Annotated in this window: 14 protein-coding genes; 2 read left to right on the top strand and 12 right to left on the bottom strand. The window is 60.4% G+C overall.

Translation table 11 applies throughout. The features are described 5' to 3' along the window. The first annotated feature begins 183 nt into the window (after positions 1-183). The gene (locus LG281_RS04935; protein WP_404404947.1) at positions 184-1,377 is read left to right on the top strand and encodes an O-antigen ligase family protein; all 1,194 of its coding nucleotides are present in this window, start codon (positions 184-186) and stop codon (positions 1,375-1,377) included. 162 nt (positions 1,378-1,539) lie between these two features. Here LG281_RS04935 and LG281_RS04930 read toward each other — a convergent pair whose 3' ends face one another. The 10 genes from LG281_RS04930 to iolG form a co-directional block, all read right to left on the bottom strand. Beyond that, positions 1,540-2,508, bottom strand: a complete 969-nt coding sequence (locus LG281_RS04930) for a hypothetical protein (protein WP_404404945.1) — start codon at positions 2,506-2,508, stop codon at positions 1,540-1,542. After that, a complete protein-coding gene (locus LG281_RS04925) occupies positions 2,508-2,771 on the bottom strand; it encodes a hypothetical protein (RefSeq protein ID WP_404404943.1) in 264 nt (87 codons plus the stop codon). The genes LG281_RS04930 and LG281_RS04925 overlap by 1 nt, the downstream gene beginning before the upstream one ends. 149 nt (positions 2,772-2,920) lie before the next feature. Then, entirely contained in the window at positions 2,921-4,354 is a 1,434-nt protein-coding gene (locus LG281_RS04920) for a mannose-1-phosphate guanylyltransferase/mannose-6-phosphate isomerase (RefSeq protein ID WP_404404941.1), read from the bottom strand. Beyond that, entirely contained in the window at positions 4,351-5,790 is a 1,440-nt protein-coding gene (locus LG281_RS04915; protein ID WP_404404939.1) for a phosphomannomutase, read from the bottom strand. The genes LG281_RS04920 and LG281_RS04915 overlap by 4 nt, the downstream gene beginning before the upstream one ends. A gap of 81 nt (positions 5,791-5,871) precedes the next feature. Then, positions 5,872-8,019, bottom strand: a complete 2,148-nt coding sequence (locus LG281_RS04910; protein WP_404404937.1) for a GumC family protein — start codon at positions 8,017-8,019, stop codon at positions 5,872-5,874. A 68-nt stretch (positions 8,020-8,087) separates the two neighbouring features. Continuing rightward, the gene (locus LG281_RS04905) at positions 8,088-8,900 is read right to left on the bottom strand and encodes a metallophosphoesterase (RefSeq protein WP_404404935.1); all 813 of its coding nucleotides are present in this window, start codon (positions 8,898-8,900) and stop codon (positions 8,088-8,090) included. A gap of 163 nt (positions 8,901-9,063) precedes the next feature. Next, a complete protein-coding gene (locus LG281_RS04900) occupies positions 9,064-10,134 on the bottom strand; it encodes a Gfo/Idh/MocA family protein (RefSeq protein ID WP_404404933.1) in 1,071 nt (356 codons plus the stop codon). Further along, complete coding sequence (locus tag LG281_RS04895) at positions 10,131-11,312, bottom strand: Gfo/Idh/MocA family protein (protein ID WP_404404931.1); 1,182 nt, start codon at positions 11,310-11,312, stop codon at positions 10,131-10,133. Before LG281_RS04895 ends, LG281_RS04900 begins: the two co-directional genes overlap by 4 nt. After that, positions 11,309-12,220, bottom strand: coding sequence for a myo-inosose-2 dehydratase (gene iolE, locus LG281_RS04890; RefSeq protein WP_404404929.1), 912 nt, complete (start codon positions 12,218-12,220; stop codon positions 11,309-11,311). The genes LG281_RS04895 and iolE overlap by 4 nt, the downstream gene beginning before the upstream one ends. A 1-nt stretch (position 12,221) precedes the next feature. Next, entirely contained in the window at positions 12,222-13,241 is a 1,020-nt protein-coding gene (gene iolG, locus LG281_RS04885) for an inositol 2-dehydrogenase (RefSeq protein WP_404404927.1), read from the bottom strand. Positions 13,242-13,372: 131 nt separating this feature from the next. Here iolG and LG281_RS04880 point away from each other — a divergent pair, with 131 nt between their 5' ends. Next, positions 13,373-14,383, top strand: coding sequence for a LacI family DNA-binding transcriptional regulator (locus LG281_RS04880; RefSeq protein WP_404404925.1), 1,011 nt, complete (start codon positions 13,373-13,375; stop codon positions 14,381-14,383). Positions 14,384-14,743: 360 nt separating this feature from the next. On the opposite strand, the gene LG281_RS04875 is transcribed toward LG281_RS04880, so the two are convergent. Both LG281_RS04875 and LG281_RS04870 read right to left on the bottom strand, forming a co-directional pair. Continuing rightward, the gene (locus tag LG281_RS04875) at positions 14,744-15,946 is read right to left on the bottom strand and encodes a tyrosine-type recombinase/integrase (protein WP_404404923.1); all 1,203 of its coding nucleotides are present in this window, start codon (positions 15,944-15,946) and stop codon (positions 14,744-14,746) included. 12 nt (positions 15,947-15,958) lie between these two features. Then, complete coding sequence (locus LG281_RS04870) at positions 15,959-16,390, bottom strand: hypothetical protein (RefSeq protein WP_404404921.1); 432 nt, start codon at positions 16,388-16,390, stop codon at positions 15,959-15,961. Positions 16,391-16,445: the final 55 nt, after the last annotated feature.

Genomic DNA, 16,445 nt, shown 5'->3' with positions numbered 1-16,445 from the left:
GAGGTTCTCCCCTCAGACCGGACATCGGTTGTGGGGCGTCTGGCGCTTGTGTTGGTCGGGTGGGGCACGGCTCTGCTTCCCATGACCGGACTCGCCGGACCGTCCATCCTCGGAGAACTCGCGCGAACGGCTTCCGTCTGGTTTTATGTTCCCGCTATCTTGCTGTATTCTCTCGATTTTCGGATGAGCAAGAGCAACCGGATTCTCTTCGCTTTTGCAGTCGTCTTTCTTGCCTGGGTGGCCGTTTCGGGAATCTTCAATTCCGATACAATCCAATCCGCCTCGCTCAGGGGCAGAAGCGGGACGAGCCGGTTCGTCAGTTCGGCCATGGTACTTGCCTATTGCTTTGCGCTAGCCGTCGTCGTCAGCCGTTGCACATGGCACCAAGCCATGACCTATATTCTCCGTCCGGCGATGTACGGGACGTTTTTTGCCGCCGCCGTTGGTGCGCTTGAGGTCGCGTACTGGCTGGCGCCAGGCACTGGAGGCATCTACGCGGCAGCAGTGGCACTCCTGCGTCCGGGATTTCCGCATCTAACCTTCTGGGGGCGCATGACAAGCGTGGCGTTCGAGCCGCACGGGCTGGGGCTTTGGCTATCCTTTGTCACGCCGATAAGCGTTTGGGGATGGGCATTCTATGCGCGTGGACCGAAGGCCAGACTATGGTGGGGCGCGGCCCTTGCCGCCAATCTGGCGATGCTGGCGCTGAGCCAGGCGCGGGCCAGCCTGGTTGTCGCGGCAGGCGTTTTCCTTGTGCTCGTTGTCCTGAAGCTGACGCAGTGGTCGGGCATACGACGCGCACCTTACCGCGCTCTTCTGATTGCCAACCTTCTCGGCCTCTTCGCAATATTGGCAGTGCAGTTCGTCGGCCAGGATGAGATCGGACAGATCTTCTTGCAGGACGGGAAGGTCTCCAACCTGAGCCGCTTTGCCATGAATGTCAGTACCTTGCAGCAGTTCGCGGATTCGCCCGTGGTGGGCAAGGGGCTGGGCCAGTTCGCATTCTGGGCAACCGATTTCATGCCCCAATGGGGCTGGTATAGCGGCGAAATCCAGGCTTGGCTGATCGAGGCGGAGCGCGGATGGCCTTCGACGTTTTCCCTGCCGGGGCGTATCCTGAGCGAACTGGGGCTGGTCGGCTTCGGGCTATGGCATGCGTATGTGTTTGCGATCATGTGGGCGGCACTATCCCGGCCGCGGGTCGTACGGGTCGGCGGCAAGGAGTACGACATCCGGCTCCTGCTGGTTCTGCTCGTGCCCTATGTCTTCTTCACGACCTTGCCGAATGAGACGTTTGCGCAGATGGGATTCTGGCTGGCGATCGGGTTGGCGACGGCCTCGCTCTCGATGACAGGCCCTGGTCGTTCTGCACAGTGATTATGACGGGTTGGCGCAGATGTTTGAGGCACGGCCTTGCCGGTTGCACGGCTTCCCTACTCCCTCAAGGGGAGAAGGAAAGACCGTGCCTGTGACCGACCCGTCAGCTACGATTGCCGTGTGAACCCGTCAAATCCTCTGCGCAACCCGCATCGATTTGAGTCACGCGAGGAAAGCCATCCCTATGGGCCCGGTCAGGCCTGTTGGCATGATGAACGGACCGCCGGAATCGGTAAACGTCGTTTCCTCATCTTGTCCATGCACGACCGTCAGAAGACGGTTGCCGGCCGGAAGGGACAGCGTCTGGACGTCGGCGCCGCGGGTCGCGGGGGCGGCGGCATCCGTCAATAGCGGAGAGCCCGGAGATGCGCTCTTGGCGAGCGCTGGAAGGTGCAGGTCTATCGTCATATCCGTGGATATCCCGGTGTCTGGCAGGATTAGACGGAACCGCGCGCGCACATTGTTCGTCGCGCCGGATTGAATAAGGCGTGTTGCGGAAGCGCGTGTGAAGTCCGAAGACCAGGGGAGTTCGACAGTCGTAGCCGCAACGAAGGCGCCGTCGGTTTCCTCCACCGCTCGAACATAGGGTATGATACCTCCGGTTGCTCCCGCGACATGGCGCAGCGACAGAGCTGCCGTCCATGTCTCATTCGTGGCGGCGGCCTGGGTTGTGGCGTTGAGGGCGATCTGGACGTCGGTCCAATCCGTCGTTCCGAAGAGTCTCAGCCGAATATACGGGACATCGCCATAGAGCCCCGTCTCAATGACGTCGATCGAAAGTCCGCTTGCTTCCAGGACCGTCCAGCCGGCCGGCAGCGCGCCTCCGGAACCCAGAATGCCCGGTAGTGCCCCTTCGAAAAGCGCGTTGACGGGATAGAAGGTTTCCTCTGGCTCATAGAAGAGCCCCTGGCCGGTGATGGCAGGCGTGTCCGGTGGAAACAGCTTCCATTCGCCAGAAATCGCCTGCGCCAGTTTGTTCGAGGCGCGCGTGAAGGTGAAAGCTGCCGATTGCGGCACATGCACGCCGTCATTCATAAAACGCTGCTGTACGAAATCGGCAGCATAGACATTGCCGGCCGGCCACCACGCTTTCGATGGCGCAAGATGTGGTGTGAGCGCGACGCCGATCATTAGATAAGCCCGACGAGATTGCTCGCGGTGGTGCCGGTCGCCATAACGCGCGAAACGCTCACTGGCAGAACCGTGCCACCCGGCACACCGACAAAGACGGCCTGGGCGCCCGAGGCGGCGACGACGGAGAGGTCGCCAGTGGCCCCGACGTAAATCCCCCGAATTGTTTGCGTGAGGTCGGCCGCGTCATCGGGTGTGATCGAAAAGATATCGCCCGCCGGTCCGTTCGTGCTGGCGGCGCGTCCGGGAAAAGAGGTGCTCATGGCTATTTCGCTCCTTTTTGCATTGGTGCGCCAAGCATGGCACCGGTACGCGGAGCGGAGATAAGTTTCGGCCAAGGGTTTGGCCCTGAAAGGTTTTCCCGGGCAAAGATGGTCCGGTAGGTCGGCCATCCGAATTTCCGGTTGGCCTCTCAGACGCGTCCGAACTCGTCGGCAATCCGCGTGATATCGTCTTCGCCGAGATAGGAACCGGTTTGCACTTCGATAACCTCGAGCATCATCTTGCCCGGATTCGACAGACGGTGCACCGAGCCCTGGGGAATATAGACGCTCTCATTTTCGCGCAGCGTCCTGGTTCGCCCGTCGACGTCTATCTCACCGATTCCGCGCACGACGACCCAGTGCTCGGCGCGGTGATGGTGCTTTTGCAGAGAGAGCTTCTTGCCCGGTTTGACGAAGAGCCGTTTGACCTGAAAGCGCTCTCCGTCGAGTATGGAGGAATAGCCGCCCCAGGGGCGGTACATTGTTTTATGGCTCTGAGTCAGTTCGTGCGTCTGGCTGTGGGCCTTGAGCCGTTCGACCGCCGCTCCAACTCTCTGTGCCGCCGAAAGTCGGCCGACATAGACGGCATCGTCGCTTGCAACAACGATGATGTCCTTGTGCCCGTCGACAACGATATGGCCGTTGTCCGAGATCACCAAAGCGTCAGTGCTGTCGATCAGCGTCGTCCGTCCCCGGGCGACATTGCCGTGCTCGTCGCGCAATGAGGCACGCCAGACCGCATCCCAGGACCCCAGATCGGACCACGTGATGGCTGCGGGGACGATCGAAACGGTGTCGGCCTTTTCGAAGATGGCATAGTCGATCGATATGTTCGGTGCCTTGGCGAACGCATCGGCATCGAGCCGCAAGAAATCCAGATCATGCACGGCCTGCCCGACAGCCCCTTCGGCAGCTGCAAGCACATCCGGCGCGAGTTGCCGCGCCGCTTCCAGAATTGCGCTGGCGGCAAACATGAACATGCCCGAGTTCCAGAAATACCCGCCTTCGGCAATCATCGCCTGCGCAGTCGGGAAATCGGGTTTTTCGATGAAACGCGAAACGGCATGCGCGCCGTTGCCTTCTTGAGGACCTGCCTCGATATAGCCGAAGCCGGTGGCCGGCATGTCGGGGGTGATGCCGAAGGTCACGAGCCGTCCCTCTTGCGCCGCCGCGATCGCGGTTTCGACCGCCGTACGATAGGCTGTGTCGGCGGCGACGGCATGATCCGAGGGAAGGACATGCAGCAAAGGATCGTGTCCATCCGCGCCGGCGATCAGTGCTGCCACCGCAATGGCGGGCGCCGTATTGCGCGCCTGCGGCTCGAGCACGATGACACCGGGCTCGATCCCGATCTCGAGCGCCTGCTCGGCTACCAGAAAGCGGTAATCCGCATTGGTGACGATGATCGGCGGATCGTAAACGGCCCTGTCCGAAACCCGGAGCAGGGTATCCTGGAAAAGGCTGTTCTCGCTGATAAGCGAGAGGAATTGCTTGGGCCGCGCCGCGCGTGACATCGGCCAAAGCCGCGTCCCCGTACCCCCCGCGAGAATGATCGGGACGATTTTTGTGGGCGATGGGGTCATGAGGCTTCCAGTGTTCTCAGGTAGGTCTCCGTATGCGCCAATAGCATGCCAAGTAGCGCATCGGTATCCGCGATCGCCTCCGTCTCGACGTAACACCGCAGTTCTGGCGCGTTGCCTGACTGCCGGAAGTGAACAATCGTGCGGTCGGCGAGCGTAAGTCTTACGCCGTCGGTCAGGTCGATTGCCATCGGGTTTTCGAGGTCCGGCATGATAACCCGGCGGGCCCCGGGTGTGGCTGCGATCCGGTCGAGAAAGGCCTTTCCGAGGTTTGGGGCGACCGGGCGCAAGCGATCGGCTTTCACAGTGCGCCTCGGTAGCTCCTCGCGGAGCCGAGATATCGAAACCGCACGGGTTCGCGCCAGGGCGAGGCAAGCGATCAGCGGCAGCATCGCATCCCGGGTCGGTAGCGGCGCGAGCGTGGTGTCGCGCAACATGACAGGCGTTTGAAGCAGGAAACCGCCATTGGCCTCGAACCCGACAGCGATGCTGCCAGCCGCCCTTTTGAGCGCTTCAACGACATAAGGTGAGCCGATTTTCGTACGTTCGACGGTTCCGAACCATCCCGACAGCTCTATGGCGCTGGTGGAGGTCAGCGGTGTAACGACGGTGTCGGCGCCCAGGAATTTCGCCGTGAGCGCGCCCAGGATATCTCCGGTGATTTGAAATCCGGTTTCATCGATCACCAGCGGGCGGTCGCCATCGCCATCGGTGGAGACGACGGCGTCGAGGCGATGATCTGCGATCATTTGTCGTGCTGTCTTCAGAACGCCGGCTTCAACCGCTTCGGTATCGACGGCGGTAAAAGTCTCGGACCGGCCAAACGGGACGCAGCGGGCGCCCAGTGCCGAAAGAACATTCGGGATGAGGTCCCGTCCGACAGCGGAATGCTGGAAGACCCCGATGGTGAGGCCCGCGAGGATGTCGGGGGGAAACGCGCCCAGATACCGGTCGCGATACTCGGCTTCGACATCGTTTGAAACGGCGGGCAGGGCGTCGCCGTCCGGCGTGGACAGACGGTTACCCGGCTCCTGGATCAACGCATTGGCCGCGGTGCGGATCGGCGCTTCGTCGGTTTTGAGCAGTTCGCCCTCAGGCCGATAGAATTTGAGCCCGTTCTGGTCGGCGGGCGTATGGCTGCCCGTCACCATAATGGCGGGCAGACGGCGCGCGAGGGCGTAGGCGGCCAGTGCGGGAGTCGGAACGGTGCCGGCGTTGATCGGATGGCACCCTGACGCGATGACGGCGCGCGCAACCGCTTCGGCTATGGCGGGACTTGAGCTTCTGAAATCCTGGCCGACGAGGACGTCGCCGTCCGGTTGACCGGGACAGTACACCGCCAGAAATGCACGCGTGTAGGCCGCGACCCGCGCGGGGGTAAACCCATCGGCGGGGCCGCGTAATCCCGAGGTGCCGAATGCGATTTCGCTGGCCGCCATAAGATCAACTCGAACTGTTTTGCTGCATTGAAACGGCTCTTAGCGCATACGCGGCGGCAGGCAAACACCCGCAGGCGCCCATCAGCCTTCATCGTAGTAGCCGGCATAGGGACTTTTATAGCTGCCGCGCGTGCCTTCCTGCTGATTGAGGACGGCAATGATTTCGGCATCTTCGGCCTTTGCATCCGTCAACCGCGTGATGGCGCGTCGCGCTTCTGTCTGTGGCGTGCTTGCCCAGCGCACGACGAATGCGATCACGTTCGCGTATCGCGCCACATAAAGCCCGTCGACCACTGGGCCGGTCGGTGGCGTATCGAGCACGACGATGTCGAAATTCTTGACCGCAGCGCCGATCAACCGCTCAAAGGCAATGCCTGTCAGAAGCTGATCGGTTGGAATGTCCGAGCGCCGCGACCCGGTGAGAACGCTCAGCCCGGTTTCGGTATCGAGTGCGATGACATTGGTAAGGGCCTCGCCGCTTGCTTCACCGGTCAGGAATTCCAGAAGGCCGGTCGTGGGCTCGAGGCCCATATATTTGTGGATCGAGGGCTTGCGGAGATCGCAGTCGATGATGATGGTCCTGAGCCCCGAATAAGCATAGGTTCGCGCCAGGGAGAGCGCGATAGTCGTTTTGCCCTCGGCAGGAACCGAAGACGACACCATGATGACTGAACCGTTGCCCGACGTTTCCTCTCGCCCGGGTGTTGCGCCTGGCTTGCGGCGCAGCCCATGGTCGATGCTCGCGCGGATTTTGCGGATCGACTCCGAATAAAATGAAAGTGGGGCGGCAATGACGGTGTCGGCAACCGTGCCGTTGGGGCCATTTGGAGCTGCCTTTTGTTTGGGTACCTCCTGGATGACCTCCAGGCGCAGCACTGACGCAATCTGCGCTTCGGACGTGAACCCGCCAATGAAATTCTCGTAAACGAATGCAAGGCCGACGCCCAGACCCAAGCCCGCAATTCCCGCGAGGGTCACGATGAGCGGAGTATTGGGAAAGCTGGGACGATCTGCGGGCAGGGCGCGCGAGACGATGCGGCTGTCGGCGATCTGGAGACGGGCCTGAATGCTGAGGTCGGAACTGCGTTCGAGCAGCGTAGCATATTGTGAACGCGAGAGCTCCGCAGACTGCTGCAGCTCGTAGATTCTCGTGAGAATTTCGACAGGAAGATCGCTTGCCAGAACATCGGAGCGAATCTGCTGGCGGAGCGTGCTGGCCGAACTGTCGAGTTCCGAAACCGACGCGCGCAGGCCCGCGACCTCGATCCGCGCCGCTTGTTCGAGTTGGTCTTCGATTGCGGCAAGCTCTTCGCGCAAGTTAATCGCGACGGGAGAGCCGCTCTCCGCCGCAGCGAGGCTCGCGGCGAGGTGTTGGCGTTGCCGTTCGATTTCGGCAACCGCGTCAGACTGGAGCGTTGCGACGATGGTCTCCCAGTCCTGATCGGCGAGCGACTGCTCGACCGTGCGCGCCAGGGTTTGCGTAGCGCGGCGTTCGTTCGTTAGCCGTTCAAGTTCGGCGCGCATCGCTGCGATGTCGCTGTCCACATCGAATGCCGCGCCATCGATATTGGCGTTTAAAAAGGCGTCGAAATTCTCTTCGCTGGCCACGATGGCCGCGCGCGCCTCGCTCAGTCGGGCATCGAGAACCTGCTGGGACGCCAGAACGTTGTCGATCTTCGATCGTATTTGATCGCGTATATATGCATCGGCAATCGCATTGGCGAGTTCGGCCGACCGGCTGGGAACCTCGGACTCCGCTTTCACCGATATGAGATATGTCAACCCGAGACGCTGCACCGATATTGCGCTGCGCAGCTTGTTGAGCACGTTGCGCAGCGCCGCGTCACCCCTTGGCAATTCGGGATTGGCAATGCGCAGGAACGCCAGAATCTTTTCGCGAACTCCGAGCGTAACGCCAAATTCGGGATCGGTGACGAGATCGAGTTCATCGATGACATTGAGCAGAATCGTGTTTGAACGCAGGATTTCCACTTCGCTGTCGACCCTCGCGTTATCGCTCGATGCGCTCGCTGAATTCAGTTCAGGGTTGAGCAGGTTTTTTTGGCTGGGATCGACGAGGATCAAAGCCGAAGAGGAATATTGCGGCGTCAAGGAAAACGCTATGACCGCTGAAAGTCCGACAAAAAGGAGAAAAACTGTGGCAATAAGGCGAATGCGACGGCGAAGGAGGTCAAATAGAGCTCTAAAATCGATTTCAGTTTCGTTCATTCCCCCTCCCGAAACTCCTAAGCCCTCAGCCGCCGAATTATCGGTCAGGCTATAAATGCAGTAAAAATCTATTCATACTGCTTGCCGGACTCGGCACCAGTGGTTTGTATGACAGTCAGTTTCTTGTCGGGAGTAATTCGAATGGCGGTCAGTATTCCACTCGCAAATGCCCCCGTGTCGATGTTGATGATTTGCGCGGAAAGGTCAACTGTATCCGTCGGTGTATGACCGTGAACGATTACGAATGGGAAAACATCGTATGGCGTGACATTGCCCGTGCGGATCCACATCATATCGTCATCAGTTTGGCGTTCCAACGGCACGCCCGGCCGTAGTCCCGCATGGACGAACACATAGCCTGGTACGGCCAGCATGATCGGAAGCGCGTCGAGGAACCGGATATGTTCGGACGGAATGCTGCTGTCGAGGATGGCCTGAAGTCTGGACCAGCGCCCTCCGGCATCGGCAAGGGCCCCAAGCTCGACGCCGTATGAGGCGAGCGTTTCGACACCACCAAACGACAACCACTGTTCCATCATCGCTTTGTCGCGCATGGCCGCCGCCATGGTGTGATCGTGATTCCCACACAGGCATATACGGCGCCACCCTTGGGGCGGCGGATGGAGCATGTGATCGAGGACCTGCGCCGAGGCCGGTCCCCTGTCTATGAGGTCGCCCAGCATAACAATCCATTTTTCGCCCTCGAATGCATCGCCGTCCGCATATATCCGGGCCTCGAGAGCTTTGAGAAGATCAAACCGGCCATGCACATCTCCGATTGCATAAAGAGCGGCGGGCATTTCGTCGGCCTCAAGCCGGGCACGGAAAGTCTCCTCCGCGAGGCCGTTGCCGAGCAGAGCTTTGAACAAGTCTTTGATCATGCCGGTTCTCGCCGCGAGGGCGCAGCTTCACGCCGTGCCGGAAGTGCCCCTAGAGAGGCAGAAAGCGTACTGAACCCGGCAAACGGAACCAATCGGAATGCGGACAAGGACATCGGAACCGGGTTTGCCTGACTTGACGCGATACGCGAACACTGGAGACACTTCAAACAAGCGTCAAGTTGGCCTCTGAAAAATCGATACCGGTCGCGGCCCTGATCTTGTCCAGCGTTGCCATCGTCTCGAGTGATGCATCGAGCGGACGGCAAGGTGTTTCTAGTTTACCCCCGGCAACACAGCGCGCGACTTCGGCGGCTTCATAGTAGATACCTTCGAAATGCGCACCTCTGGGTTCGTCGTATCGGTGCACGGTTCCGCTATCCATCAGTGCACTGCCGCCGTCCACCGAAGCGAGTTCGAAGGCACCGGGCAGGTGGAATTCACTCGAGAACCGAACGGTGCCGCCGGTCCCCACAATGGCTGCGTTCGTCGGCGTAAAGCCGTAGAGCGACGTCGACATGGTGCCGATATTGCCTCGGTCGTTTTGCATGACGACAGCGAGTTGGCCATTCACCCCGCTGGGGTCCGGCTGTCCCAGGCCGACAACGGCGTGCGGGACACCCAAGAGCTTGGCCAGTAGAGCAACGGGATAGGTCCCGAGGTCCAGCAGCGGGCCGCCGGCCAGCCTGGGATCGAAGATGCGGTGGGTGCGTGGGAGATACTCGCCATATTCAGTGTAGACGGATTTGATCTCGCCAAGCACTCCGGAATCGAAGATCTGCTCAAGAACGTCGAACTTCGGCAGGAAGAAGGTCCAGAGAGCCTCGGCGAAGAAAACGCCCTTCCGTCGAGCCAGAGCGACCATTTCGGTTGCCTGGGCGTAGTCGATAGCCATCGGCTTTTCGACCAGAACATGCTTGCCAGCTTCGAGTGCAAGAAGCACGTGGCGGTGGTGCAGATTGTGCGGTGTCGCGACATAGATCACGTCGATATCGCCCGCCTCGACCAGTGCTTCATAGCTGCCATATGCACTCTCGATGCCCCACCGTGCCGCGAACGCATTCGCCTTGTCCTGATCCCGCGATCCGGCAGCGGTGATGATCTGTTTGGTATGGGCTTTGACGGACTCGACGAATTTGCCCGCGATCCATCCGGTGCCAAGGATACCCCAGCGCAGGGCCGGGGCTTCCATGGCGGGCTTGACCCGCGATGCGGGCAGGGCCTTGAGGAATGTCATGCGTTTTCTCCCGCCGAAACCTGCTCCCATGTAGCGGTTTCGATAGAACGTTCCATCGCATCGATGATGCGCTCGTTGTCGAGGCCGAATGCGAAATTGGGGAAGCAATCCCCGGCGTTCACTATGCCTTCGATCAGGTCGCGGACCTCGATGACCTTCACGTCGAAAAAGCCGAGCCCGCCGCCAGCGAAATCGAAGCCGAAGAAGGCCGAGAACTGCGGCACCTGACTTCCGGCATAGATGGTCTTGAAACCGCGGTCCGGCTTGGGATCGTTGAAGCGGGAAATCTTGAGCTCGTTGAAGCGCTCGCCATCCATGATGATGGTGCCTTCCGCGCCGGAGATTTCCCAGTAGATGCCGAAGACCTTTCCTGCCGCGACGCGTGAGGCTTCGATGGTACCGCCTGCGCCGCTCTTGAATTTGATCAGCGCCTGGATCTGGTCTTCGTTCTCGACAACCGCGCGCGGCGCGTCCGAACCGGCGCTGGCCGCATAGCCCGATCCGCCTTGCGGTACGGGCCGGGTGGGGAAGAAGGTTTGCGTCTGCGCGATAGTGCTTTCAATGTCGCCCATGAGGAACTGAGCGACCGAAATGACATGCGAGCCCAGATCCCCCAACGCGCCCGAACCAGCGTCCTTGCGGGTGCAGCGCCAGGAAAAGGGCAGATCTGGGTCGTTGAAAAAACCCTGGTCGAACCAGCCGCGGAAGCGCATCGGCGTGCCGATGTCGCCACGGTCGATGAGTTGCTTGGCGAGCATGGCGGCAGGCGTTTTGACGTTGTTGAACGCTACCATCGTCTTGACACCCTTGGCCTTGGCGGCGGCAGCCATTTCTTCGGCTTCGGCCAGCGTTACCGCTAGCGGCTTCTCGCAATAGACGTGTTTGCCCGCCGCAATCGCCGCAAGGGCCATTTCGTGGTGCATGTTGTTGGGCGAGGTGATGTCGATGACGTCGATGGCCGGATCGTTGACGAGCGTTCGCCAGTCGCCGGTGCTCTTTTCGAAACCGAACCGCGCGGCGGCATTTGCCGCAAGCGCGTCGCTCGCGTCCGCGAGCATATAAAGGTGCGGTATGGCTGGCAGATCGCGATAAAGCATCGCCGCGCGCCGGAAGGCATCAGCGTGCGCTTGGCCCATGAAACCCGAGCCGATGAGGCCGATATTGAGTTTTCTAGTCATGGCTGTCCTCCGAACAAAGATGTGGTGAAATCCAGCGCGCGCCGAACCGCCGCTTGAGGTTCCGCTTCCGGACGTGCTGGATCCTGCTCGGCTTCGACGGCGAGCCATCCCCGATAGCCGGATGCCCTCACGAATTCGGCAAGTGGCCTGAAGTCCACGTCACCGTCACCGGGTACCGTGAACATCCCGGCGCGCACGCCGTCGTTGAACGAGAGGTCTTCTTTGCGTACGCGTGCCATGCGGTCGGCGCGGACATCTTTGAGGTGGATGTGGGTAATGAGGTCGCCGAACCGCTCGATGAGTTTTGCATAGTCGAACCCGGCTGCGACGGCATGGCCCGTGTCGAGAAGGAGCCCGCAGCCTGCGCGGTCGATGATGCGTGAGATCTCGTCGAAAGTCTCCGCAACCATCATCAGGTGGTGGTGATATCCCATCTTCAGGCCGTACGTATCGAGGAGCCGCTTTTCGAAGGCCGAGAGCCGGTCGGCATAGGTGTCCATTTCGTCTTCATCCAGTGTGAGCCGTTCGGTCATCGACATGTCGAGGGGCGCGCCCGGGGTCATCTTGCCGCAAGGTCCATAGACCATGACCTCCGCACCGAGTGCGGTGAGCAGTTCGGCATGGGAGGCGACCGCTTCCATCTCCTCTTCGACCGAACGTTCGGCGAGGAAGCCCGAATACCAGCCGGAAATGAGCGCGAGGCCATAGCCATCAAGCGTGGCGCGCAGCTCTTCGTGCTCACGCGGAAATTTCTTCCCCAGTTCCACGCCCTGATAACCGGCCGCAGCGGCCTGGTTGAGGCAGGTTTCCAGCGGAATATCCCCACCCAGTTCGTCGAGCACTTCGTTGGTCCATGATAGTGGACTGACGCCCAAACGAACGCCGTTGGGGAGCTTGTCTACGCTCATCTCAGTTCTCCCCGTCAGGCACCCAGGACGTGCCGAAGCGCACGGCCTGGCCGGTGTTCATAGAGACGATCGCCGCCTCGACGAGCCGCTGTGCCTCATAGCCGTCGCGAATGTCCGCGAGCGGTGCCTCTCCATTCTCGATAAGCGCGATGAAGGCATTCATCTCGTCGCGATAAGCCTGCCGGAAGCGCTCGATGAAATAGTTCTCCGGCGGGGCAGCGTGGCGCCCTTCGGGTGTATTCACGACGAGCATGGATTGCGGTTGGTTCTCTATGGCGAGCACCTCCTTCGCACAAAGCGCTTCGAGCCTCTGGTCATAACCCATCGGACCCCGGCGGCATGCCGTGATCTGGGCCATGCGGCCCGACGCGGTTGTCAGCGTAACCATAAGAGAGTCGATGTCGCCCGCATCGCCGATCTCCTCGGAAATCAGGCAGGCACCGACCGCATAGACTGTGGCGATCGCCTCATTGAGAAGGAAGCGTGCCATATCCATGTCGTGGATCGTACTGTCGCGGAACATCCCACCCGACGTCTCGACATAGGAGCGCGGCGGTGGCGAGGGATCCCGCGAGGACATGGTGAGCTGCTCAAGCGGACCGGAAGCGCCCGAGGCAATACGCTCGTAGAGCGCACGAAAGCTCGTATCGTAGCGGCGCTGGAAGCCCAGCATACAGGGGATGCCGGAGGCCTCTACCTGGGCCGTGACATCGGCAACGGTAGGAAAATCGAGGCTGATCGGCTTTTCGCAGAAGACGGCTTTTCGGGTCCTGGCGGCCTTGAGCAGGAGATCTGCATGCGTATTTGTGCTCGAGGCGATGATGACGCCGGCAATGTCTGGATCGCCAAACACCGTTTCGGCCTCCGCGATTGCAGCGCCTGTCTTCCCGGCGAGCTCATCACGATGCGCGCCTGCGACCGGATCGACAATGTATTTGAGCTTCACGCGGGGATGTGCCGCCACATTGAGAGCGTGCACATACCCGATCCGGCCCGCGCCGAAAACGGCAAGTTCGATCATTGTGAAACCTCCCACATACTGGCGGTTCCGGATATTTCGCGGCCGCCTCATTGCCGGAAAGATACCTCCACGCTAATGGTCGCAAAACATCAACATTGAAGAGATTTCTTCAACGCGCGAAGGTCGATGCGATGGGAAAGGTAACGGCAAGGGATGTGGCGCGGGCGGCTGGCGTATCGCCGTCGACCGTCGACAGGGTGCTTAACAGTCGTGGCGGTGTGGCCGACGAGAAGGAAAGGCGTGTCCTTGAATGGGCGCGCAGGCTCAAGCTCGATCGGGCGCTGAACCAGCGCGCCGCCCGGACCTTGCGCATCGCCGTGCTCATCCAACCGCCGGACAATCCATTCCATGCTGCTGTCCAGAACGCTTTCGAGGCCGCGAATGGGGCATATCCCCAGTACAATTTGCAGTTTCGCATGCGTCATATCCTGCCTCAGAGGCCTCAAGAAACCAGCGAGCGGATCGCCGCAATCGGGGCCGATTACGACGGGCTGGTTATCGTCAGCGCCCATAGCGACGATATTGCTGCGGCGTTGAGAGACCTGAGCAAAAATGGCAAGCTGGTCATTACGCTTGCAACGGACTTAAGAGGGATCGATACTCACACCTATGTCGGGCCCGACAACAGAAAGGCCGGACGCATCGCCGGCGATTTGATGGGACGGTTTCTCGGGCGCGATGGCGGAGACGTCGTCATGATCGCGGGAATGCTGAGCATGATCGGGCACGAAGAACGCGAAACGGGATTCCGGGCGGTTCTGCGCGAGCGTTACCCGCAATGCCGTTTGTCCGAAGTCCTGGAAAGCTTGGAACACGGCGAGCGAGCGGGCGACCTTGTGTTCGATGTGCTCCAGAAGAATCCGGGCATCAAGGGAATCTACAATGCTTCCGCCGGCGCGCTACCGGTCGTTCGGGCGATCAGGGCGCTTGGGAGAGACGACATCGTCTTCATCACCCACGAACTCACCGAGGAGCGGCGGCGCCTTCTGCGAGAGGGCATGATCGATGCGGTGATCGACCAGGATCCGCCTCATGAAGTGCGTACCGTAGTGGACCTTATCGCAACATATTTCGGGCGACGTGACGGCGATCCGGTCCAGCCGATCACCCCGGTCCATATCCATACGATCGAGAACTGCTGAGATCTTCGATGCCACTGACAGGTCGGGGCCGGTTCGTACCTCGCTTTGGCCATTTCGGGAGTGCCCTTCACGCTTCGGCGCTGGAAGAGTGTCACGAAGCCATGCGTTCCCACGCTCGCCCGGAACTTGTGGTGAATTTGTGCAGAGCCTGACCTGCCGGAGTCCCGGTCTTCGGCAATGCCGACGGTTGAAACGATCGAAAAATCCGAATCCTTGGCGGGGGCGATTGACGCCAACCCACTGAAAACGCGGAATTTTCTGAGAGTTTGGCTGGGGAACCTGGATTCGAACCAGGACTAACGGAGTCAGAGTGTTTTCAAGAGGCCCGGATTTCTAGGCTCTTTCCGTCTCATGTCGCAGTCATGTTGCATCGACGGCGAACAATGCCTGCTCCGCTGCCGCCAGTGCGGCGGCTTCGTCGGTCGCCGGAAACAGGTGGCCATAGGTGTCGAACGTCACCTGAATTGAGCTATGGCCCATGCGCTGCTGGACCGACTTGGGCGGCAGCTCGAGCCCGCCATCGGCTTTGCGGTTGATGCACCAGGACGCGTACCAGTGCCGGAGCGCGTGCAGCCCGGAATATTTCGGGGCGGGAATGGGCTGGCCCTCATCGTCCAGCTTATCGGTGGGCACGGACACGCCAGCCGCGATCAGGGCAGGATGAAAGCCGCGCTTGATTATATTGGCGTGCCACTCGACATTCCCCTCGCCATTGGGGAACACAAGCCCCAGCTCGCCCTTGGGGCAGGCCAGTTTCCATTCCCTCAACGTGTTGACTACCAGCGGCGAAAGCGGAACGCTTCGCTGCCCGGCATCTGACTTCGGCATCCCGATCACGTTGTGGGCGTCGGCACGCTGGCGGACGTGCAGGACGGCTTTGCCGAGGTCCACGTCTGCCCAGGTCAGGCCGCGCAATTCCGAGGCTCTGAGGCCGGTGAAAATGGCCGTGAGGATCAGGGGGCGATAGCGTCCATCAGCGGCGCTCACAATGGCCCTGATTTCGTCCATGGTGGGAATGTCCACGCCATAGCGCAGCTTGGCCTTCTGGCGCTTCTCTGCCGCCGTATGGCCCTTGCGGCGCGACTTCATCTCATGAACGGCATTGCGGACGGTCAGGCCGCGCTCCTGAGCGTTGCCGAGGATAGACCCCAGGCTGACCGTCACGCGCTTGACCATCGCCGCGGAACGGCCGTTCTCCCTCAATTCGTCCTGGAAGGCTCGGACGATCGGCACCGTCACCTTGTTGAGCTTCGTCGGGCCGAGAAAGGGCACGATATGAAGGTCAACATGCTGGCGGTACTGCGCAACGGTTGTGGCCTCCAGCCCGGCCGCCACACATGCCTTGAGCCATTGCTTCCCGGCTTCGGCCACCGCGACGGTTTCCCGATCGGGAACATGCACGCCGTCCCGAACCTCGACGCCGGAGTTGAGGGCGAAGGCATCGGCCTCTTTCTTGAGCCGGAACGTCTTGAGCCGGCGCTTGCCGTTTTGGTCGGTATAGTCGACCACCCAGGCGGACTTCTCGACGCCGTTTGTGGTCCATGTGCGCTTGCGGATGCTCATTTCGATCTCGCCTTAGTCTTGTTCATCGGTGGCGCGATCCTCTTGAGTTGGCGGTTCCCACGTAGGGTCCTTTGCCAAAAGGCGAGACAATTCCAGTGCCTTATCCAAAAATGCTGGTCGATATTCTTCAGGAAGTTCCCGTACCATCGCCATCTGCATTTCCCAAAGCTCTTCCGGCCTAAGCTCAATAACAGCGTTGGGAAAGTGGAAGTCCAAGAGGTCGGCAATCCCTTCCTGCAATTCCTTGAGCTTGCTCGGCGGCGCGTTCTCTATCGCCTGAACGAACTCAAGGCCAAGTTCCACGGGAAGTGTGCGGAACGACCTATCTAGCCGCTCAACGATCTCGGCGTTCACAGACTTTTCGCCAGCCGCATCTTGAAGGCGTGCGTAAAGGCCCGCCGGGACGCGGATCGTATATCGAACGTAATCATCTTGCTTTGCCATCGGGCTAAATCACCAAATTCGTGAAAAAATAGCAATAGACTTGTTGCGCACTATT

The sequence above is a fragment of the Pelagibacterium halotolerans genome (assembly GCF_044811015.1).
Lineage (GTDB): Bacteria > Pseudomonadota > Alphaproteobacteria > Rhizobiales > Devosiaceae > Pelagibacterium > Pelagibacterium halotolerans_A.
Note: the sequence above shows the minus strand (reverse complement) of the source record. Positions and strands in the feature narration are given on the sequence as shown.